General features: G+C 40.7%; 24 protein-coding genes. 16 read left to right on the top strand and 8 right to left on the bottom strand.

Annotated features, from left to right (window positions below; genetic code table 11):
- Positions 1–54 precede the first annotated feature (54 nt).
- Both FXF70_RS11405 and FXF70_RS11400 read right to left on the bottom strand, forming a co-directional pair.
- The gene (locus FXF70_RS11405) at positions 55–1,416 is read right to left on the bottom strand and encodes a globin-coupled sensor protein (protein WP_395947864.1); all 1,362 of its coding nucleotides are present in this window, start codon (positions 1,414–1,416) and stop codon (positions 55–57) included.
- Positions 1,417–1,441: 25 nt separating this feature from the next.
- On the bottom strand, positions 1,442–2,974 hold the full coding sequence (locus FXF70_RS11400; protein WP_148780264.1) for an FAD-dependent oxidoreductase: 1,533 nt from the start codon (positions 2,972–2,974) through the stop codon (positions 1,442–1,444).
- Positions 2,975–3,116: 142 nt separating this feature from the next.
- Between FXF70_RS11400 and FXF70_RS11395 the strand changes: the two genes are divergently transcribed.
- Positions 3,117–3,977 carry an SDR family oxidoreductase gene (locus FXF70_RS11395; protein WP_148780263.1) on the top strand — a complete coding sequence of 287 codons (861 nt, stop codon included), beginning with the start codon at positions 3,117–3,119 and terminating at the stop codon, positions 3,975–3,977.
- A 58-nt stretch (positions 3,978–4,035) separates the two neighbouring features.
- Here the strand turns inward: FXF70_RS11395 and FXF70_RS11390 are convergent, their stop codons facing one another.
- Complete coding sequence (locus FXF70_RS11390) at positions 4,036–4,272, bottom strand: IDEAL domain-containing protein (RefSeq protein ID WP_008348804.1); 237 nt, start codon at positions 4,270–4,272, stop codon at positions 4,036–4,038.
- A gap of 289 nt (positions 4,273–4,561) precedes the next feature.
- Here FXF70_RS11390 and FXF70_RS11385 point away from each other — a divergent pair, with 289 nt between their 5' ends.
- The 3 genes from FXF70_RS11385 to FXF70_RS11375 all read left to right on the top strand — a co-directional run bounded on the left by FXF70_RS11385 (position 4,562) and on the right by FXF70_RS11375 (position 7,174).
- Positions 4,562–5,140: a competence protein ComK gene (locus FXF70_RS11385; protein ID WP_017366958.1), complete on the top strand. Its 579-nt coding sequence runs from the start codon at positions 4,562–4,564 to the stop codon at positions 5,138–5,140.
- Positions 5,141–5,283: 143 nt separating this feature from the next.
- Positions 5,284–6,390 carry an alanine racemase gene (locus FXF70_RS11380; RefSeq protein ID WP_148780262.1) on the top strand — a complete coding sequence of 369 codons (1,107 nt, stop codon included), beginning with the start codon at positions 5,284–5,286 and terminating at the stop codon, positions 6,388–6,390.
- Positions 6,391–6,691: 301 nt separating this feature from the next.
- Entirely contained in the window at positions 6,692–7,174 is a 483-nt protein-coding gene (locus tag FXF70_RS11375) for a hypothetical protein (protein WP_046343108.1), read from the top strand.
- Positions 7,175–7,204: 30 nt separating this feature from the next.
- On the opposite strand, the gene pdxR is transcribed toward FXF70_RS11375, so the two are convergent.
- Positions 7,205–8,644 (bottom strand): MocR-like pyridoxine biosynthesis transcription factor PdxR, encoded by a 1,440-nt coding sequence (pdxR, locus tag FXF70_RS11370; RefSeq protein WP_181566834.1) that lies wholly within the window; start codon positions 8,642–8,644, stop codon positions 7,205–7,207.
- A 143-nt stretch (positions 8,645–8,787) separates the two neighbouring features.
- On the opposite strand from pdxR, the gene FXF70_RS11365 reads away from it, so the two are divergent.
- From FXF70_RS11365 to FXF70_RS11335, 7 genes are all read left to right on the top strand, one after another.
- The gene (locus tag FXF70_RS11365; RefSeq protein ID WP_017360232.1) at positions 8,788–9,957 is read left to right on the top strand and encodes an MFS transporter; all 1,170 of its coding nucleotides are present in this window, start codon (positions 8,788–8,790) and stop codon (positions 9,955–9,957) included.
- Positions 9,958–10,019: 62 nt separating this feature from the next.
- Positions 10,020–10,298: a barstar family protein gene (locus tag FXF70_RS11360; protein ID WP_025207101.1), complete on the top strand. Its 279-nt coding sequence runs from the start codon at positions 10,020–10,022 to the stop codon at positions 10,296–10,298.
- A gap of 158 nt (positions 10,299–10,456) precedes the next feature.
- Complete coding sequence (locus tag FXF70_RS11355) at positions 10,457–11,407, top strand: ABC transporter permease (protein WP_017366964.1); 951 nt, start codon at positions 10,457–10,459, stop codon at positions 11,405–11,407.
- Positions 11,400–12,350 (top strand): iron chelate uptake ABC transporter family permease subunit, encoded by a 951-nt coding sequence (locus tag FXF70_RS11350; RefSeq protein WP_148780261.1) that lies wholly within the window; start codon positions 11,400–11,402, stop codon positions 12,348–12,350. The genes FXF70_RS11355 and FXF70_RS11350 overlap by 8 nt, the downstream gene beginning before the upstream one ends.
- A complete protein-coding gene (locus FXF70_RS11345; RefSeq protein ID WP_146269907.1) occupies positions 12,341–13,099 on the top strand; it encodes an iron ABC transporter ATP-binding protein in 759 nt (252 codons plus the stop codon). The genes FXF70_RS11350 and FXF70_RS11345 overlap by 10 nt, the downstream gene beginning before the upstream one ends.
- Before the next feature lie 22 nt (positions 13,100–13,121).
- On the top strand, positions 13,122–14,066 hold the full coding sequence (locus FXF70_RS11340) for a siderophore ABC transporter substrate-binding protein (protein WP_148780260.1): 945 nt from the start codon (positions 13,122–13,124) through the stop codon (positions 14,064–14,066).
- Between the two features lie 138 nt (positions 14,067–14,204).
- Positions 14,205–15,161: an LCP family protein gene (locus tag FXF70_RS11335; RefSeq protein WP_072368152.1), complete on the top strand. Its 957-nt coding sequence runs from the start codon at positions 14,205–14,207 to the stop codon at positions 15,159–15,161.
- A 34-nt stretch (positions 15,162–15,195) separates the two neighbouring features.
- Here FXF70_RS11335 and FXF70_RS11330 read toward each other — a convergent pair whose 3' ends face one another.
- Together FXF70_RS11330 and FXF70_RS11325 are read right to left on the bottom strand one after the other, a co-directional pair.
- Entirely contained in the window at positions 15,196–15,630 is a 435-nt protein-coding gene (locus tag FXF70_RS11330; protein WP_035700181.1) for a hypothetical protein, read from the bottom strand.
- 85 nt (positions 15,631–15,715) lie between these two features.
- Entirely contained in the window at positions 15,716–16,078 is a 363-nt protein-coding gene (locus FXF70_RS11325) for a YhjD family protein (protein WP_008348633.1), read from the bottom strand.
- Positions 16,079–16,237: 159 nt separating this feature from the next.
- Here FXF70_RS11325 and FXF70_RS11320 point away from each other — a divergent pair, with 159 nt between their 5' ends.
- Positions 16,238–16,855: a TVP38/TMEM64 family protein gene (locus FXF70_RS11320; RefSeq protein ID WP_017366969.1), complete on the top strand. Its 618-nt coding sequence runs from the start codon at positions 16,238–16,240 to the stop codon at positions 16,853–16,855.
- Positions 16,855–17,367, top strand: coding sequence for a signal peptidase I (gene lepB, locus FXF70_RS11315; protein WP_007499139.1), 513 nt, complete (start codon positions 16,855–16,857; stop codon positions 17,365–17,367). Before FXF70_RS11320 ends, lepB begins: the two co-directional genes overlap by 1 nt.
- 35 nt (positions 17,368–17,402) lie before the next feature.
- Here lepB and FXF70_RS11310 read toward each other — a convergent pair whose 3' ends face one another.
- Positions 17,403–18,545, bottom strand: a complete 1,143-nt coding sequence (locus FXF70_RS11310) for an AbrB family transcriptional regulator (protein ID WP_148780317.1) — start codon at positions 18,543–18,545, stop codon at positions 17,403–17,405.
- Between the two features lie 276 nt (positions 18,546–18,821).
- Here FXF70_RS11310 and FXF70_RS11305 point away from each other — a divergent pair, with 276 nt between their 5' ends.
- Genes FXF70_RS11305 through FXF70_RS11295 form a run of 3 tightly spaced genes read left to right on the top strand, consistent with a single transcriptional unit; the run spans position 18,822 to position 20,544 of the window.
- Complete coding sequence (locus FXF70_RS11305; RefSeq protein WP_007499135.1) at positions 18,822–19,244, top strand: BlaI/MecI/CopY family transcriptional regulator; 423 nt, start codon at positions 18,822–18,824, stop codon at positions 19,242–19,244.
- Positions 19,237–20,076 (top strand): M56 family metallopeptidase, encoded by an 840-nt coding sequence (locus FXF70_RS11300; protein ID WP_017360221.1) that lies wholly within the window; start codon positions 19,237–19,239, stop codon positions 20,074–20,076. Before FXF70_RS11305 ends, FXF70_RS11300 begins: the two co-directional genes overlap by 8 nt.
- Positions 20,077–20,133: 57 nt before the next feature.
- On the top strand, positions 20,134–20,544 hold the full coding sequence (locus FXF70_RS11295) for a DoxX family protein (protein WP_008348626.1): 411 nt from the start codon (positions 20,134–20,136) through the stop codon (positions 20,542–20,544).
- A 191-nt stretch (positions 20,545–20,735) separates the two neighbouring features.
- Here the strand turns inward: FXF70_RS11295 and FXF70_RS11290 are convergent, their stop codons facing one another.
- Positions 20,736–21,182, bottom strand: a complete 447-nt coding sequence (locus FXF70_RS11290) for a ferritin-like domain-containing protein (RefSeq protein WP_007499129.1) — start codon at positions 21,180–21,182, stop codon at positions 20,736–20,738.
- Between the last annotated feature and the right edge of the window lie 71 nt (positions 21,183–21,253).

The following is a 21,253-nucleotide window of genomic DNA, read 5'->3' as shown; positions in this document are numbered from 1 at the left end:
CCGCCTTTTCTATCTTTTCTTCTATTATACTAAAACAGAAGAAGAATGACTGGATCAGTGATTTGTCAGACTCGTTAAGGACTCGACCGAACTTGCCACTTGGGACACTGTTTGTTTGACTTCTTTCAATTCGTTTAGGAATGTTTGCAAATCTATTTCAATTTTTCCGTTTTGGTTTTTGCTTAAGTTCATGCTGCTGACGATATCATCGAATAGCGAGTTGATTTGGGTCATTTTTTCTTTACTGTCTGTCACAAGTAAATTCACATCAGCAATATGCTGTGACACAATGGCGATTTGTGAATTTGTGTTGTTGACGAGCTCAGATACAGTTGAAACCGTTTTCTTTGTATCCTCTGATAATTTGCGAACCTCGTTTGCAACGACAGCAAAGCCTTTGCCATGTTCACCTGCTCGAGCTGATTCGATTGAAGCGTTTAAAGATAGTAAATTCGTTTGCTCCGCAATACCTGTGACAATCCCAAAAATTTGTTCAATTTGTTTTGCAATTTCTTCTAAGCGTTTAATTTCTGTTTCAATCTTTGTCATACTGCCGTCAATTTGGTTCATTTGCGTCTGCTGAATTTCTAACTCTTTTTTACCGCCAATTGATTTCTCTTCAACTTGTGCTGAAATCTTTGTGCCAGCCTGTGACATGTCCGCCATCTCATCAGATTTTGATACAAGTTTGTCCACTGCATTTGTTGTGTTTGAGAAGAGAGAAGCAAGCGAATTAGATGTTTCTGTAATTTTTGTATGAAGCTCTTTTTGCTGTACTTCTGCTTCATCACGAACTTTAGAGTATTCGTTTTGGAACGTATCTAGGACAAGCTGCTGCTCTAGATTTAAAATTTTCGTCGTCGCTTTCACTGCCGTCTGATATTCTTTGAAATCTTGGATATGCTGGGCAAATAAATCCATAATGGATAGCAATAGGTCTTGGAAGGCTGCCATATACCATTTAGGTTGAAGTCCAATTCTTAAATGAACTTGTGCAATTTTAATTCTTTTGGCCACATAAGATTCGTCAATCACACCAGCAAACATTTCACTAATATGAATGCGTAGTGTTTTCTTTAGACGCTCGACTGAGCTGTTATCTTGAATGATGTGCATCAAGGAAGACTCGACTTCTAGGTTTTTATAAAATTTATCGACGATATGTTCAATTTCATCTTGAACGATTGGATTCAGCTGTTTCAAGATAAAAAGGTCTTGCTGCGTCAAATCAATCATTTTAATTTGTTTGGCAATGTCCGTATTCTCCGGAAAATTGATTCGTTTTATCCCATCATCCTGCTGTGTGAAAAAAGCAGTGTTTTTCTTTTTACTCTCTTTTTTAAATAACAATGTGTTTGTCCCCCCATGATCATCAAAAATATCAGACTTTATGTTTTTTATCGGATAATATTGGATTTTTTAAAGGGGAAACAGTGAAATTTTACTGTTCTTTATATGACCTTTTTAGTGGTTTTTTCGCCGGACCTTCTACTACTTCTCCCGTAATGGAGAAACGAGACCCGTGACAAGGACAGTCCCACGTGCGGTCACTATTATTCCACGCGACTTCACAGCCTAAGTGAGTACAGGTTGTATCGACAAGAAAGATACCGCCGTCCTCTGACTTAAAAGCGCCACATTTTTTGTGCTCATAAGATACAATGCCGCCTTCACCCGGTTTTAAATCATCAATTGTTTGATCAGCTCGCTTTAATTTACCGCTGATCAGCTTTGCTGCAACATTGGTGTTTTCTTTGATAAAGTCTTTTACGAATGCGTCTGATACGAGTCTTGATGGAGTAAAGATGGATTCGTAAGGATTCGATTTTCCTTCGATCAAATCTCCGATCAGTGTCGCTGCTACGTGGCTTGTGGTCATGCCCCATTTTCTAAAGCCTGTTGCCACAAAAATATTCGAATGATGCGATGTCAGGCGGCCAATGTAAGGGATTTGATCCATTGTGACCATATCGTGCGTGGACCAGCGGTAAAGGACTTCCGTTATACCAAGGGTGGCTTCACCAAACTTTTCTAGTGCTTCATAGTGTGCGGATTCATCTCCGCCTTGTCCGGTTTTATGGCCTTGTCCACCGATGAGCACGACATCTTCTCCATGGAATTTCGCCGTTCTTAATGAATGGGCAGGCTGATCAATTCCTAAGTACATGCCGTCTGGGAGCGGTTTTTTTGTTTTGGCTGCGACGACATAAGATTGCTCAGGATGGATTCGCGTGAAATACAGTCCTTTGCCATCGTAAAAAGGAAAGTGTGAGCATGAAATGATAGAGCGCCCCATCAGATGATGGCCACTTTTTGTGATGACAGCAGGGTGTTTTCCTTCTTTTACATCGACTGCCGTTGTCTGTTCAAATATGCGTACGCCTCGGTCAATGAGCTGATCGATCAGTGCATGAAGATAATGAAGAGGATGAAATTGTGCCTGCTGCGTCATGGCGAGGGCTGCCTTGATGCCAGCATCAAACGGGAGCGCTGTTTTCCATTCGCGATCGATACCGAGCTGTTTGTACGCATCTAATTCCTTCTTTAACTTTTTGACGCCGTTTTCTTCTGTTGTATAAAGATAAGCATCTTTTACCTCAAGATGACAATCAATATCATACTCTTTCACACGTGCTTGGATGAGTTCCTTTGCTTTTTCATTTGCTTCTACATATAAACGGGCTTTCGGCATACCAATATGCTGAATCAGCTCATGATAGTACACATCATGCTGGGAGGTAATTTTCGCTGTTGTATGTCCGGTGGTTCCTTGCAATACTTGATCAGCATCTATGATGATGACATCCAGTCCGCGTTCTGTCATTTCAAATGCAGTAGCGATACCGGTAATACCGGCACCGACAATGATGACATCTGCTGTAAGATCTTCGCTAACAGTAGGAAAAGAGGGCTTCTCACTATCAGCTAGCCATAATGACTTTGCTTGTTCCGATCCTTTATGTTCTTGTTCCATGTTGTCGCCTCCAGTCACTTGTTGTGTATAATTTTTCCACGATGCTGAAAATCATACATTTTAGTGAAAACAAGAGCGAAATACATAAAAAAATGAGCAACACATAAAAATAAACGAGATAAAAAGGAAGGAGTGGCCTGACGTGTCAACAAAGCAGCCAAAGAAAACGTTACCGCCTCAGCATCAGAACGAACGTCCAGGACTTGAATATAAAATGAACCCTAGACCTATCTTTGATCGAGAGGTGCAAGGCAAAAAGCTGACAGGGAAAACGGCGATTGTCACAGGTGGAGACAGCGGGATTGGAAGAGCAGTATCTGTCTTATTTGCGAAAGAAGGAGCCAATGTAGCGATTGTTTATTTGAATGAACATCGTGATGCGAAAGAAACGAAGGACTATATTGAAAAAATGGGAGGCCGCGTCATTTTAATATCAGGTGACCTAGGGGATGAAGCTTTTTCAAACGAGGTCGTCAAACAAACAAAAGATGCTTTCGGTTCGATTGATATTTTGGTCAACAACGCAGGTGAACAGCATCCGCAAAAAAGCATTGAACAGATTACTTCTCACCAGCTTCTTCGGACATTTCAAACGAATATATTTGCCATGTTCTATTTAACAAAAGCGGTGCTCCCTCATTTAAAGAAAGGAAGCAGTATTATTAATACAGCATCGGTCACTGCTTATAAAGGTCATGAAACCTTAATTGATTATTCATCGACAAAAGGGGCGGTTGTAACGTTTACAAGATCATTATCTCTATCTCTTATCAAACAAGGGATTCGGGTAAATGGGGTAGCGCCTGGACCGATTTGGACACCGCTGATTCCATCCACATTTACGGAAAAGGAAGTGTCTGAATTTGGTGGAGATGTCCCAATGGAGCGGCCTGGTGAGCCAGTAGAGTTAGCGCCGAGTTATTTATTTTTAGCGAGCGAAGACTCTTCTTATATGAATGGACAAATGATTCATGTGAATGGCGGAACCATATTAAATGGATAAAAACAAAAAACTTGCGGTAAAGAGACAAGTTTCTGTCTCTCTGCCGCAAGTAAAATCATCATGATTGATGTAAGCAATGTTCTGCATATTGAGCTGACAGGTCATTAAAACGCTTTTCATCACGCTGATCTAGCGCCTTGTCAATCTCTTCTCTAAGGAAGGTTAAGCGCTGTTTATAAAGCGCCTCATCTAAAACCATTTGAATATAAATGTCTAAAATAGTAACGCCATTCTCTTCGGTTTTTTGGGTGTTGCGGGACTTCATGAGCTCAGCATACGTTTTTTTCTCTTTCATAAAGAATCCCCCCGATGCCTTTTTTATAGTATATGGATTGGCGGAGAAAAAATCAACAAGAATTTATAATTTTTAGACAATTTATTTTTGAGCCATATCGACACCCCTTGTCCAGTCGACAAGATACGATATATCTTTAAAAATGGCTTTTAGATAGATCGAATGTACTAAAAAATATGATAAAAAGATAATTTTAAATAAATATTGAAAAAATCCTGTCGTTTCTTATACGTTGGTGATAGATTAATAGTATCTAAAATAACCAAAAATTAACACAGGAGGAAATGAAGTGTCAGGAATTAGTGAAACACCATTAGATTCATACGTCATTAATCAAACAACAATGGCGGTCCTTCCGGTTGAAGAAGGAAAACGAGTATATTCAAAAGTGATCGAAAGAGAGACAAGCTTTTACGTTGAATTAAAGCCGCTGCAAATAATAGAACGCAGTTGCAGGTTCTTTGGCTCAAGCTATGCAGGCAGAAAAGCGGGAACATACGAAGTAACAGGAATATCTCATAAGCCTCCCATCGTGATTGACTCATCCAATCATCTGTATTTCTTCCCAACCTATTCATCCAACCGCCCTCAATGCGGATGGATCTCCCACAAATACATTCATATCTTTCAGGAATCATCCCTCGGAGACACGGTTGTTACTTTTACAAATGAGCAATCGGTCAAACTAGATGTCTCATATAAGTCATTTGAGAGTCAGGTACACCGAACAGCGTATCTCCGAACGAAATTTCAAGATCGACTTGATGGAGGTCTTCCTAAGAAACAAGAATTTATGCTGTATCCAAAGGAACAGCAGCTCAACCTTGTGTATGATTTTATCTTAAGAGAACTTCGTAATCGTTATTAGTGAGAGACCAGCGGCAGACAGCCGCTGGACTGCTTACTCATTGCCATCACTTTTTTGCAGAAAAAACCATTGATTATCGTATAAAAAAATATATAATTTATCTATATCGTATAATTTTTTATACAATGAAAGGGGTCATGGGGATGATGTATGAAGAGCTGGATACGCCGGCACTACTCATTGATAAAAGGGTGATGATGGAGAATGTAGCGGCGATGCAGCAATACGCAGACCGTCAGCATGTCAAATTGCGCCCTCATACGAAAACGCATAAAACGCCTGCACTTGCCAAGCTGCAGGAAGAGAAAGGTGCATCTGGCATTACGGTGGCGAAAGTAGGAGAGGCTGAAGTAATGGCAGCCCATGGGCTCAAGGATATTTTTATCGCCAATCAAATTGTAGGTGAGACTAAACTCAAGCGGATTCGCAAACTGGCAGAGTCGATACAGATTTCATTCGGTATAGATTGTGTTGAGCATGTGAAGCAGATTGAGCAAGTCTTTCGTGAATCAGAGAACAAAGCGGAGGTTTTAATTGAGATAGAGGTTGGAGAGGGGAGGTCTGGTGTCATTGAAGAACGTGATTTCTGCCACATATTAGAGGCGATTCAAACAAGTGATGCCGTTCATTTAAAGGGGATTTTTTCTCATGATGGTCATACGTATCAAGCCGAAAGTAAAGCACATTGCCATACATTATACAATGAGGCTGTAAATCGAACGCTCCGTTTTGCGCAGATTGCAGAAGAAGCTGGTATGCCGATAGAGGTCGTCAGTATTGGATCAACACCGCCATTTTTATTTCAATTTGATATTCCAGAAGGAGTCACAGAAATACGGCCAGGCACATACATCTTGATGGATGCTTCCCAGTCCAATGTAATCGGCACATATTCACATTGTGCAGCATCTGTGCTGACGACGGTCATTAGTAAACCGACAGAGCGCCGGGTGATTACAGATGTAGGGGCCAAGGGGCTTACGGCACAAACACGTACAAAAGGGCTGACCAAAACAGAGGGCTTAGGCAAAGTGAAAGAATATGATGATGTATTTGTTTCAAGCGTATTTGACGAGCATGCCATTATCTATCATGAAGGCTTTCGTCAAAGTGTACAGATCGGTGAGAAGGTGCAAGTTATTCCGAATCACATCTGTCCTGCTGTGAATCTTCATGAAAAAGCATATCTCATTCAAGATGGCGAAGTGGTAGAAGAGCTGGAGATTGCTTGTAAAGGAAAGCTGCAATAAATGGGTAGGATCATAAAAGGCGCCGAAAGGGGTCTTTTTTATTGGAGAAAAAATGGCGAAGATGAATTAGATTGAAACCAAATGTGCCTTTCTCGTCGTCTATTGACTGTATCATCATGAAATGGCAGGGAAATGTGAACCATTAGAAGGATTTTCATTCATTTCCGCATAAATCACAGAAGTGATACATGCGGTCTGTTACAATAAAAATAAGTCATTTCTTGCAAGGTGTTCGTATGAGGTAAAAGTTGATCATATTTGACCGATATGAACAAATGGGAAAGAGAAATGGGGGCCGTGTATGAAAAAACGATGGCATTTGATGCTGCTATTTACCGTGACAGTGACACTACTCACGGCCTGCAATCAAGCAGGTCAGCCGCCTTCAAAACAAAACACAAAAGAAGCTGCGTATGAACAATGGGTTCAGCGTTATATGGATGAGTTAAATGAAGCATATGAAAACATGACCGATCAATTTATTTCGGATGGACATGGAAAAATTCAAGTCAATGAAAAATTGACAAAAGCAACGAAAGCATTCGACCGTGTCATTCAAAAAGGGCTTACTCATCAAGAAGTGCCAGCTGTGTATCAAAAGGCAGACAAACAATTAAAGACAGGTCTTGCTTCATTTGAAAAAGGAATGAGCAAGGTAGAGCAGCTGTTGAAGCGTCCTGATCAAGAAAAGCTGTTTATGTCAGCCACTCAATATTTTCAAGATGGATTGCAAGAGACAGCCTCTTTCATTGAAGAAGTAGGAAACGTTCAGCAATCACAATGAAAAGCCTGGAAGAGAGACTTCCAGGCTTTTTTAGATGTGCAGTGTTTGCTTTAATCGGCGTACACCTTCTTGAATCATGGCTTCATCCGTACAGGCAAAACCAAGCAGCAACCCTTTCCTTTTGCTTTCATAACAATAGGGGCTTAATGGATAAATGCCGACACCTGCCGCTTTTGCGGCCTCAATCGTACCTTGTTCATCAAAGTCTGATGTTCCTTCCAAAAAGACGTGAAGGCCTGTATCGGTTCCATATAAACGGAAGTGTTTGTCAAAGTGATGTGTCAAAAGAGCATCCATCATCGCTGCCTGCCGTTTTTTATACATCTGTCTCATCCGCCTGACATATCGCGTAAACTCGCCTTCTCTGAAAAAAGAGGCAAGAGTGATTTGCTCCATGATCGGCAGCTGTCTTTGAATAAGTGATTGCAGTGCAGCGATTTCTTTGATGACTGCTTTGGAGCCGATGATGGCAGCAAGGCGGATGCCTGGTGCAAGCACCTTGGAAAAACTGACAATATAGATCACATGATCGGGTGCTTCTGAAAATAAAGAAGGAAGCGGTCCGCCATGATAACGATAATCCCCATCAAAATCATCTTCTAATATGTAAGATTGAGCCTTCGCAGCAAACTGCAGCAGCTCCCGTCTTCTATTGACGCTCATACAGACACCGGTTGGCCGCTGATGAGAGGGCGTTACAGCGATCAGCTTTGTACGTTCTGGCAATGTATTCACCATCATTCCTTCTTCATCGACTGGTGCGGGGTAAATAGTCATTTCGCGATGTAAAAAGGATAACCTAGCTCCAGGAAAACCAGGATCTTCAACAGCGACTGTATCTCCTTTTTTGAGCATGACTTGTGAAATCAAGTCAATGGCTTGCTGTGTGCCCCCTGTTAACACCATTTGGTCTTCTTCTATATCAATGCCGCGTTCAACCGATAAGTATTGGCGAATTTCTGAACGCACTTCCCATAATCCATGCGGAGAAGAATAGCCCCAATCCTTCATATTTAAGCGCTGTAGTGCTTTTAGAAGCGAGCGTTTCCATATGTTTTGAAAATGGTCGTCGATGGCTGGTTCTTGATGGCGGAAATCAATCTCAAGTGTGTCATGAAATTGATTGGCCGAGAGCCAGTGATCCATTTGTTTTTCAGCCTCGTCAAAGTGAGGTCTTGTCGGAAGTGCAAAAGGCGGTTCGTTTTGATGTGGGGGAGAAGCAGCATAGTGATTACTTGAAATGACCTTTGTCCCGCCTCTTCTAGAGGTGCTGACATAGCCTCTTGCTAGCAGTTCATCATAGGCAAGCTGTACGGTGGATCGAGATACGTTGAGCTCTTGTGCTAATACTCTTGTCGGAGTCAACTGATCATCAGGATTCAGTGTGTTTGTATGAATTTTTTGAATGATGCCATTGACGATTTGCTGCCAGAGCGGGGTAGAGCTGGAACGGTCTAAATGAATGTACACAGTGCACCTTCTTTCCTTTGTCATGTCATCATTGATGATGACATGGAATTATGGACTGGTCAATAGCTTCATTTTTGGATGTGGGAAGAAATCCAAATGATGTGTACACTGGTTCATATCATTTACACAGAGGAGAGAGTCCCATGATTCCTGCATCAAAAGAAGAAACAGCACAGCTATCCATGATTCCGTTTGTGTTCGTTTTATTTAGCCTTTTTATGATTACAACAGCAGTGAACCTGCAAGTCCCTCTTTATACGGAATATGCAGAGCAGGCAGGATACGGAAAGGCGTCAACAGCCCTTGTGTTTGCTGCGTATGTTTTCGGACTGATTCCAGTATTACTGTTACTTGGCGGCATGTCTGACCGGGCTGGACGAAAACCGATTTTATTGATCGCTCTTTGCTTTTCATTATGTGCCACCCTGCTCATGATCGTGCATCCGACCATACAAATGCTCTTTGTCGCCCGGCTGCTGCAAGGAGTGGGACTTGGGTTAAGTGTTGGCACATGTACTGCCTACTTGATTGCTTTATATCCAGAGAAATCGGGCTGGATCCCAACGTTTATCGCATTATGCAGTTCAATTGGATTTGGTGGAGGTGCTCTTTTTACAGCGATTCTTTCTTTTGAGCAAGTGTCACTGACGCCTCTTAGCTATTGGATTGTGTTGGTCTTGATTATGTTGACGATTGTTGCTGTATTCTTTTTGGTGCCGCCTGTACAAGGGGATGCAAGTAAACCGCTAATGAACATGCCGAGGTTTCCAAAAGGGACAATGCCTGCGAACATAGCCATTGCTATCGCATGGTCTGTGTGCGGTCTTGTCATTTCGATTTTGCCAGCACAGCTTAAATTAAATGGCTATGAATTGTGGGTAGGCCCGGCGCTGTTTTTTATTAATATGGCAGGTGTTCTGATGCAGCCTTTTGTCCGAAAGATGAATAGCAGTGCAGCGCTTCGTATCGGTTTTATTTGTCTTCCGTGCGGATATGGCCTGCTGTTATTCGGTGCTAATAGCGGGTCTATATTCCTTGTCCTTGCTGGAACTCTTTTAGCGGGCACAGCTTGCTATGGATTTACTTACTTAGGCGGTCTCCAGCTGATTGTTGAGAAAGGGAAGAAGGAAGCGGCTAGAGCCGTTGCTGGATATTACTTGTTTGCGTATCTAGGTCTTGGCATACCAAGTGTGTTCGTTGGTCTCTTTGCTGATATGTACGGTACTCAGACAGTGTTAACGCTCTTTTTCATGCTCGTGCTGGCAGCCTGTCTGATCTTGTTTAGTTTAAGTTTCAGAGAGAGGCAAAAGTGAAATGGATTCTTTCTCTTTCCTCTCCAATTCGTTTAAAATAAAGACAGAAGAGGGGGAGGAAAATGAAAAAAGTACAGCTAAATGGAGCGATGTGCAGATCACAAGAGGAGCTTCATGATCAACTAAAAACAGTGTTACAACTTCCTGATCATTACGGGAAAAATCTTGATGCCCTTTGGGACTGTTTAACAGGAGAAGTGAGCTTGCCTGTAGAGCTTACATGGATTCATTATCAAGCAAGCAAAGACGAGCTTGGTGATTATGCAGAGAATTTGCGGCAGTTATTTCAAGAGGCTGAAGAGGAACTGCAAGGGCAGTTTCAATTGAATATTGAAGTGTAAAAAAGCAGCTGATCCTAAAAGCTGTTTTTTTATGCAGTTTTCACCCTTTCTCATTCTACTATTGAATATTTCACTAAATATGATAATATATGAACTGCCGTTAATTGATAATGATAATCATTTGTGGCAGAGAGCTTGATAGAAAGTGTGAACCCTGTATGAAGTTGTACCAATTAAGTTTGTTGTTTGTGTGTTTGGCATGTGCGTCGCTGTTTGTCGGAGTACAGGACCTGTCTCTTTTACAGTTGTTTCATCTATCAGATGAACAAATGAACACCTTATTTTCAAGTCGCATCCCGCGGCTGATGAGTATTGTGCTTGCTGGCATGAGCCTGAGCTTATGCGGTTTTATCATGCAAAGCATGACGAGAAATAAATTTGTCTCTCCAACGACTGCAGGAACAATGGATTGGGCCAAGCTGGGTATTTTAACCGCTATGCTTGTTTTTACACAGGCAAGCCCGCTGATGAAAATGGCGATTGCGTTTTTATTTACGTTAGCTGGCAATCTATTATTCTTAAAAATTCTACGCCATATTAAGGTGAACGATACGATCTACGTACCGTTAGTCGGCTTAATGTTTGGCGGAATTGTTAGTTCAATTTCCACGTTTATAGCCTATAAATATGATTTGATCCAAAACGTATCCGCATGGCTGCAAGGGGATTTTTCTCTTATTGTTCAGGGGCGTTATGAACTGCTCTATGTGAGTGTTCCTCTATTGATCATCGCGTATTTATATGCTGACCGCTTTACAGTGGCTGGTATGGGTGAGAGCTTTGCCGTCAATTTAGGTTTAACGTATAAACGTGTCATGGCAGTTGGTTTGGTGATTGTTTCGATGATTACTTCTGTAACGATTTTGACTGTTGGCATGCTACCTTTCCTCGGCTTAATCATTCCGAATATTGTATCGATCTACCGAGGGGATCACTTGAAAAAGAGCCTTCCGCATACGGCTTTATTAGGGGCCATTTTTGTGCTCATATGTGACGTGCTCGGACGAGTGATCATTTATCCATATGAAATATCTGTCGGGCTTATGGTCGGCATCATTGGAAGTGCGATCTTCCTGTACATGTTATTAAGGAGGAAGCGCTATGCATAAGAAACGAACATTATTTCTCATTGCAGCCATTGCAGTCGTATTCGTTGTCATCTTCGTCACCTTTCAAATGGGGTACTGGGAGTACACAGTGCCGAGCCGTTTAAAAAAGGTGCTTGCCATGACTTTGACAGGAGGCGCGATTGCCTTTTCCTCTGTTGTGTTTCAAACATTGACCAATAACCGAATCTTAACGCCAAGCATTTTAGGGTTAGACGCGCTTTACTTGTTTTTGCAAACGGCAATTATTTATCTTTTTGGATCGACCAATTTGATGATCGCGAATAAGAACCTGAATTTCTTTCTCTGCGTTGGATTAATGATTCTGTTTTCTGTGCTGCTCTATACGGTCATGTTCAAGCGCAAAAACAAGCATATTTTCTTACTCCTGCTTGTCGGGATTGTGTTTGGAACATTGTTCAAAAGTCTTTCTTCCTTTATGGAAATGCTCATTGACCCGAATGAATACCAAGTCGTACAGGACAAGTCCTTTGCCAGCTTTAATCACATGAACACAGATATTTTACTCTTCGCTTCTCTTTTATTTGCGGCATTTTGTCTTTATATATGGACCTTCCGCGCGAAATTAGATGTCATGTCGTTAGGAAAGGAACAGGCTGTGAATCTCGGGATTGACTATGACAGGATCACAAAAAAGATGCTGATCGTCATTGCCGTCCTTGTTTCTATTGCGACGGCCCTCGTCGGCCCGATTACGTTTCTTGGCTTACTCGTTGTCAATGTGGCAAGAGAGCTGTTTCGTACATATCGGCACACGTACTTGCTATTAGGCTCGTTTTTCATTAGTGTCATTGCGCTTGTAGGCGGGGAATTTCTTGTGGAAAAGGTATTTACGTTTCAAACACCGCTTAGTGTGCTGATTGATTTAGTCGGCGGACTGTATTTTATTTATTTACTTTTAAAGGAGAGTCGTTCATGGTCGTGATGAAGGGAGTCAGTAAGACATATAACGGAAAAACAGTGCTTCACGAAACAACTGTCAGTGTAAAAAAAGGACAGCTGACCTCTCTCATTGGTCCAAATGGCGCAGGCAAAAGTACGCTTTTGTCCATCATGAGCCGCCTGATTCAACCTGATACTGGGGAAGCTTATTTAGAGGATAAACCTTATCGAGCGTACTCTCCTCAGGATCTTGCGAAAAAAATGAGCATCTTGAAGCAGTCGAACCACATGAGTGTGCGTCTGACCGTTCGTGAGCTTGTCAGCTTTGGCCGCTTTCCTTACTCTCAAGGCCGCTTGACAAAAGGAGATGAGAACATGATTGATGTGTCGCTTCAATACATGAGACTCGTCGAAATCCAGCATCAATATTTAGATGAACTAAGCGGCGGACAAAGGCAGAGAGCCTTTATTGCCATGGTGCTGGCTCAGGATACGGATTATATTTTCTTAGATGAGCCTTTAAATAATTTAGATATGAACCATTCAGTTGAAATGATGAAGCTGTTTCAGCAGCTCGTCAAAGATCTTGGAAAAACGATTGTTGTTGTTCTCCATGATATTAACTTTGCATCTGTCTATTCAGATCACATCGTCGCCTTAAAAGAGGGTCAGGTAATCAAAGAAGGAAGCGTTGATGAAGTGATTCAAACAGAAGCACTTGAACACATTTATGACATGCGCATACCGATCGAAGTCATTCGTGGTGAGCGTATTTGCTTATATTTTTCTTGAAAAAATGAAGAGGTGATCAATCATGAAAAAATGGATTTGGATGATAACAGTATTAACAGCGATTGCTGTCCTTGCTGCCTGTGGTAACCAAGGAAAAACAGCGGGAACGAATGAGGAAACCGTAACAGTAAAGGATATGTTGAATAAAGACGGTGTAAAAATCAAGAAAAACCCGAAAAAAGTCGTCGTCTTTGATATGGGAAGTCTCGATACACTTGATAAGCTTGGTGTCAACGTGACAGCCTTACCAAAACAAGTGATTCCTCACTATTTATCTAAATATGAAAGTGACAAATATGAGAATGTCGGCGGCTTAAAAGAGCCAGACTTTGAGAAAATTGCAGAAATCAAGCCTGACTTGATCATTATTCAGCATCGTCAAGCAGATGCATTTGATGAATTTTCTAAAATTGCTCCGACGATTTATATGGATGTAGATAACGCAAACTACATGGAATCATTTAAAAAGAATGCTGAAACATTAGGGAAGATTTTTGATAAGGAAGACAAAGTCAAAAAAGAACTTTCTGCCATTGACCAAAAAGTGGCTGCATTAAAGAAACAAGCCAAAAAGTTAAAGAAAAATGGTCTCGTCATCATGGCGAACGACAGCAAAATGACGGCATTTGGTCCTAAGTCAAGATATGGTCTGATCCATGATGTATTTGGCATCACACCAGCAGATCAAAAGCTAGAGCCATCTGATAAACATGGACAAAGCATTTCGTATGAATATATGGTCAAAACGAATCCAGATTACTTATTTGTCGTGGATCGCGGCGCGGCGATTGGAGAAGAAACGTCTGCGAAACAGCTTGTGGAAAATGATTATGTGAAATCAGTCAAAGCGGTTAAAAACAATCATGTGGTGTATCTAAACTCTGACATGTGGTATTTAGCAGGCGGTGGCCTTGAATCATTGAATGCGATGATTGATGAAGTGAAAAAAGGAATTGAACAAAAGTAATGGATGAAAAGCTGCTCCTATCGAGCAGCTTTTTATTGTGGATACATAAAAATATGTTGCATGCAGGAAACTTTCATCAAAATATGTTATAGTGGAACCTACATTGTGAGACTAAGATAGAGTGAGGGTTCGGAAAGGATGAAGGAGAAAACAAGATCAAAAAGAAGGCTAAGACCTTGGGTGAAAGTCGTGCTGTTTATCATGGCATTTGTCATGATCATGGCAGTATCTGTCACAGGATACGCATACTATAAAATTTCAAAAGCGTCGAATAAAACGCAAGTATCTTTAGAAAGAGGAGAGACCTCGCAAAAGCGTGTGAAAGCTTTTGATCCAGGAAAGGATAGCTTTTCGGTGCTGCTCTTAGGGATTGACAGCCGTCCAGGTGAAACGGTAGACGAAGCAAGAAGTGATGCGGTCTTACTGGCGACGGTGAATCGAACAGACAAAACGATCAAGCTCCTAAGTATTCCTCGTGATTCTTATGTTGATATACCGGGGAGAGGATATGATAAAATTGCTCACGCCCATGCGTTTGGGAGTGCAGATTTATCAGTCAAAACGGTAGAGAATTTGTTAAACATCCCGGTAGACTATGTGATTGCAGGAAACTTTAAGGCGTTTCAAGACATTGTCGATGAGCTAAATGGAATTGACGTAACGATTGAAGATGAAGGTATTGCAAAACAAATGGAAAAGGATTCAAAAGGAAAAGTTCATGTGGAAACAGGCACGCATACGCTCAGTGGTGAAGAAGCATTAGCGTTTGTGAGAACGAGAAAGGCAGATAGTGATCTCATGCGCGGAAAGCGCCAAATGGAAGCACTTCAAGCCATCTTTGAAAAATCCAAATCCATTTCGTCCATACCGTCTTATGACAACATCATTGATACACTTGGAGATAACGTCTCCACCAATTTATCCATGAAACAGTTGATCGGTCTATTCCCTTTACTGAGTTCATTAAAATCAGTGGATACCATCCAGTTAAAAGGGCACGATTACCAGCCTGGGAATGTGTATTACTTTGAGTTAGATGGACCAGGATTAGAAGAAGTGAGACAAGAGCTGAGAAAACAGCTCGAATTATCATAATGGAGAAAGAGCCTGCCGCTGTGGCAGGCTTTTTTTAATAATAGAGGGTTGCAGGCATCGTTGGGTACCACACACCATTTAAAGCAAGCGCCCAGCCATACACCTTTTGACCTGATTCAATCTTGTCCTTTACCGAAGTGAGCGCTTCGTATGAAAAGACTTGATAAGACTGTCCGGTTTTTTTAGCGACAATGACCGATAGAATATTGTCATTGAATACACTTGGCTCTTCGTCCGTACTCGTCCAAGCAATTCGATTATAGTAATTCATGTTGAAAGGATTTTCGAGTGCTTTCACTTCAAACTTTACTCGTTTTCCAACGATAGAAACCGTTGTATAGGCTACACTTGTTATTTGTGTAGATGCTGCTGGGGCTTGTTTTCCTGTTTGCAGTGGTTCTAATGCTGACACTGTGCTTGGCACAAGTAATCCTGCTGCTAAGGTAAGTGCTGTTATTTTTTTGAACATGAGTTGGAACCTCCTAATTTTTGGTATAATAATCAATTCGCCAAAAAGTGAAGAGTTCCTTCTATAAATGTAAAATATAACCATATTATTTTCCTGAATGGAGGAAATAATGGGTGAGCATTTCCTCTACACGATGACGTATACGGGGATTAAAATATTTATGCTTTTCTTCATAGCCATTGATCAGAAATAAATATGTCGTAAATCCTTCATCGTGTTCAATTTGCTGTACGTTCATTTTTTCTTTACGTAACTGTTGTTTCAGTTGATAAAGGGCTTTTTGTGCTTCTTTTAATGAAGAGGTGACTAGCTGAATATATGGTTCATTTAGTTTGAATGTTTGATGTTTTTTAAGGTGCGTCAAATCACGATTGAGGATGGAGATGACCATTGGAAGAAAGATGGCTTGTTCCATCATCTGAAGTTGTACGCTTGATAATCTCGTCATGTCCATGCCTGCTTTCTTTATATATAGAACATTTGTTCTTATTTATTATATCGGATGAGTTAAAAAATCTCAAGGGGGGGCTGAGAGGGATTCATTTGTATATTTTTATGTTTTCCATGTAAAATGAAAGATAGACAAACCTTGAAGGAGTCAAACAAGTTGCCATTATTTCTTTCTATATTTACTCATGAAAATATCACATCATTTTTTGAAAGCTACAAGGCTTTTGGACCCATTGTGGCTATATTACTCCCTTTAATAGAAGCATTTCTACCGTTTTTACCTCTCGTGGCATTTGCGGTGGCCAATGCAAATGCTTTTGGGCTATGGGAAGGCTTTTTATTGACCTGGATTGGTGCAAGTGCAGGGTCTATCCTTGTCTTTTTACTGATCAGAAAATTTGGACAGATGAGGATGTTGAACTTTATTAGCAGACACCCTTCTATTCAAAAGCTAATGCTTTGGGTTGAAAAGCGGGGATTTGGTCCGTTGTTTATTTTACTCTGCTTTCCTTTTACACCTTCTGCTGCCGTTAATGTCGTAGCAGGTCTATCAAGAATCAGCGTCTGGCAGTTCTCATTAGCTGCTTTATCAGGGAAGTGTGTCATGCTCTTTATTATTAGTTTTATCGGCTATGACATTTCAGCTTTAGTAAAGAATCCGTTAAGAAGTGTTTTTGCGGTTCTAGTCATTGCTTTATTATGGTATGTTGGAAAGAGAGTAGAAAATAGGTTGAATATACGGATGAGTCAGCGTGAGGACAAAGGAGGCTCTTAATGAAAAAGAAGCCATTGCTATGGTTCATGATTATTACATGCATCGTCTTGTTGTTCCAAGTAAAGAATTTCATGTTTGTCACGTACAAAGTAGAAGGGGTTAGTATGGACCCGACATTTACAGATGGAACAGAATTATTAATTAACAAGTTCTCGCCAAAACTCACGAAAATTAGCCGGTTTGACTATGTATTATTTCATGGCCCTAAAAATCAAATCTTGATCAAACGGGTCATTGGGCTTCCAGGAGAAACAATCAAATATGAAGATGATCAACTGTTTGTTGATGGTGTAAAGTGGAAAGAGCCGTATTTAAAAGAGCAGAAAAAACATAAAATGGGCAACGTCCTAACAGGTGATTTTCAGCTGAAAGCCATCACCGGTCGTCAGAACATACAAAACAATCATTACTTCGTGATCGGAGATAATCGAATACATAGCTTTGACAGCCGGCATTTTGGAACGATCTCAAAGGATCAAGTAGTCGGTGTAAAAAGGAATCATGATGAATAAAAAAGAGCCGCTCTGCATAAGTAGAGCGGCTCTTTCTATTTAGCGGTTTTATAATCAGTCTGTCTTTTTGCCCAGACATGATGTAAGAAACGAAAAAACGGTGGCAGCATGGCGATGACCAAAATAATTCTGACGACTTGTACAGCCACAACAAATGTGGAATCCTCATGAAGTGTAACAGCTGTTGTGGCCATTTCTGCAATACCGCCAGGCGAAAAAGCAAGAATGGCTGTAATGACAGAAATACCTGTTATTTCTGCGATGGCAATTGAACTGAGAACGGTCGCAGCAATCAATCCGGCTGAGCTGACGACTGCCACAATCAAGGTATTTTTTAACCCGGCAAACATTTGTTTATTCATTTTTGACCCGATGGTTGCCCCTAGAAATACCTGTGACGCAATGTTTGCTTGGGCTGGCCAGTAAGGAATCAAATCATGACCTGTCAAGGCGCCTGCCCCTACTTGGAGAGCTGCCACACCTAACATACTGCCGATGAGCCAAGGGGCGGGAAAGTGAAGACGCACGGCTAGGCGTGACATCAGCCATGCCCCTAAAATGAGTGCAGCAGTCCAAGAAATGTTTGATATTGTGAAAACGCCTGATGAGAAGGCGCTGCCTTGGGCGACTACCACATCTGATTGGCTTTTTGTATTTAAATAAAATACCGTAAATGGAATGGTCAGTACGACCATTAACACACGTATCGTTTGTACGAGACTCACTACAGCTGTATTTGCTCCAACCTCTTGGGCGATGCCCGGCATAGCGGAAAGACCGCCGGGGGCAGTGCCGACAAAGCTAGTCAGCATATCTGTTTTACTCAGCTTCCATAAGACAAACCCGGAGAGCATGGCTAATAAAATAGAAAAGACGAGCATGAAACTCACGGGAAGCCAATTTTCAGCGAAAATGTGAAGGACTTTCATGTTCATTTTTTGTCCTAGTTCGATTCCGAGAATGAATTGACCAAGGAGTAGCCATCTGCTGTGAATACGTAAGGTATTCTTTCCTTTACGCTGAAACAGGGCGGGACGGCGCAGGGCAATAAATGCAGCTGTCATTAATGTGCCAATCATCCAGCCGATAGACATCCCTGTTAGAGACAAAAGGAATCCACCTAAACCGCTTACCGCAATCAAAATGAGATCGGTTCGAAGGCTGTTTCCTTGCTTCATCACGTATAAACCTTCTTCCTGTATATTTGTTCAGTAAGTGAAATGTTGTTATCTTCACTATAATACAAAAGTCTCTATAAATAAAATACGAATTTTTTTAGTATTTTCATAAGATTATCTTATGGTTAACTCTGTTAGAAAAAAGATTGTTTTTGATATAAATGACATATAATTTTTGTCAAAAACAAATACAATATACAACGATTTTCCCCTATTTTTGTTATCGGTTGACTATCATTTTCAATTACACTACAATGCTTAGTGTGAGGTGATGACATGAAAATTCCTTCTTTTAAATATAACGAAAAGGGATTGAACCGCTTTTTCGGTCCTTTAGAAGGAAGGATTATGGAGATCCTTTATCAAGGTGAGGATATGCCGATTAAAGAGGTACAGCAGAAGCTGTCAGATGAGAAGCCAATTAATTTCAACACGGTCATGACGGTACTCAATCGATTAACCGAAAAAGGAATTGTGGAAAAGAAAACAAAAGGGCGTTCATCTATCTATAACCCTGTTTTAACAAAAGAAGAATTTCTAAATGAGCAAACGAAATGGATTACTCAAGGACTGATGGATGATTTCGGCCCCCTTGCAGTCAATCATATGGTGGACGCAATTGAAAGTGCTGATCCTGAATTACTGAAGGTACTCGAAGCAAGGCTTGCATCCAAAAAAGAGGAGAAACGACATGATTAAAATGAAGTCGAGTCTGCTGTTTTTAGGCGGTATATTGATTGGCTTAGTGATCTTTTACCAGATGGGCTATTATGTACTCTCAAGCTTTTTTGGCTGGAATCAAGCATATAACCTGATCCACGTATGTCAATCTGTTCTCGAATTTTATGGATTCACTCCTTTAAAGTATTTTCTGGATGCGTTCGTCTTGTATACGCTTGGTTTTGCCGTTTTCTATATGACAAAGCAGGTCAGAAAGTATCTTCATTTCAAAAGAAATATGATGATGGCAGTCGATCAACATTCAACGCAAAGTCTATCAGACAAGTATAGAAATGAGATCATTGTGTTTCATTGCCATGAACCGCTTGCTTTCGCAATGGGGATGCTTCGGCCAAAAGTGTATCTCTCAACAGCGCTTATAGACATGCTGGATGAAGGAGAAATCGATGCTGTTGTCTATCACGAATTACATCACAAATACAGCTACGATCCTTTAAAGACTTTCACTTTCTCTATGCTCACGAAAGTGATTTGGTACATTCCTGTGTTAAAGCATATGAGACAAAGTTACTCCGTTTTTCGTGAGGTCATTGCAGATGACTATGCCATTCAGCAGACAGGGACTGAGCTAGGAGTAGGGCAAGCCCTTTTGAAACTCATTAAAAATAGAACCCAGTTTCAAAAACAAACGAAATTTGCCGTGTCCTTTGGAGATCGAGCATTGAATTTAAGAATCCAAAAAATCTTAAACCCAACATACAACATACCGTTCAATGTACCACTTATCCCAATTGTGACATCAACCATCCTCATGTTGGTCTTAATGATTATGCTCAACTTAAATTACTAATTTTTTTTACGAATGAACATTACATGATGTAGTGTAAAAATGGGAGGAAATCACTATATGAAAACAAATCAAGAAATAGGAACACTTTTTGTACGCGTCATCTTAGGCATTATTTTCTTTTTACATGGGCTTCAAGCATATCAAGGTGGACTAGGAGGCACTGCGGCATTTTTTGGTCAAATTGGTGTCCCAGAATTTATGGCCTATATTGTCAAAACAATTGAACTGGTTGGTGGAATTGCCCTGATTCTAGGTTTAGGCACACGTCTTTTCGCAGCTTTATTTGTGCCAATTATGGCTGTAGCCATTATCACAGTTGGTTTTGCAAGAGGGTTTGTGGGCGGTTATGAATTTGAACTTTCTTTAATGGTCATGGCGCTTTACTTGACACTTAGTGGCAGCAAGATGCTTTCGATTGATGGATTGTTAAAACAACAGCAACAAAGCAATGAAGCAAAATTTCATTAAATAACAAAAAACTCCTTCTGCAATTTGTAGCAGAGGAGTTTTTTTATGGTCAAAAGGTCGTTTTATCATTAAAAAAGGAAAAGCGAAGAGGCGTTTTGATGATGACAGCCCTTTATTTCACATATTGAATGAGCAAAAAAGCAATTTCATTTTTTGACGGAACATACGATCTCCTATTAAAATAGGGGTAACTAAGAAACATGGTGCGTTAAAAGATATAGAAACCAGACAGCATGCTGCTGTTCATCTTGAGCAATACGCTTCATTAATTCCTTTGTTCCTTGATCACGGACATAGTCTGATACCGTTAAGTAAAAATCGACTGTTTTTTGTTCGTCTTTAAAGGCAAATAAGAGACCTTCCCTAAATTGGTCTGGACAAGGCTCTGTTATGCTTGGTTTGTGGTTTTTACCAGTCAAAGAATAGTATAGCTTTGTAAATAGCTGATAATGTCTGACTTCATCCTGACGTATTTCTTGAATGATTTTTTTCGCTTCAGGATTTTTTGCTTTTTGTGCAAGTTTTTCATAGCATTGGATCGCAGAATATTCGCCATTGATGGCCTTTTCAAGGTCTGCAATGATCCTTGTGTTTTGGCGCATGTCATATGGCGAGTAGTCATAATAACCGTAATACATGATATTGCCAGCCTCCTTTTAGATCATGATGGTTTATGATATGAAAAGAGTCGGGAAAGGTGCCTATTTTC

It is taken from the genome of Bacillus sp. Y3 (assembly GCF_008123875.1).
GTDB lineage: Bacteria > Bacillota > Bacilli > Bacillales > Bacillaceae > Bacillus > Bacillus altitudinis.
The sequence above is the reverse complement of the archived record's forward strand: the minus strand, read 5'-3'. Positions and strand labels throughout refer to the sequence as shown.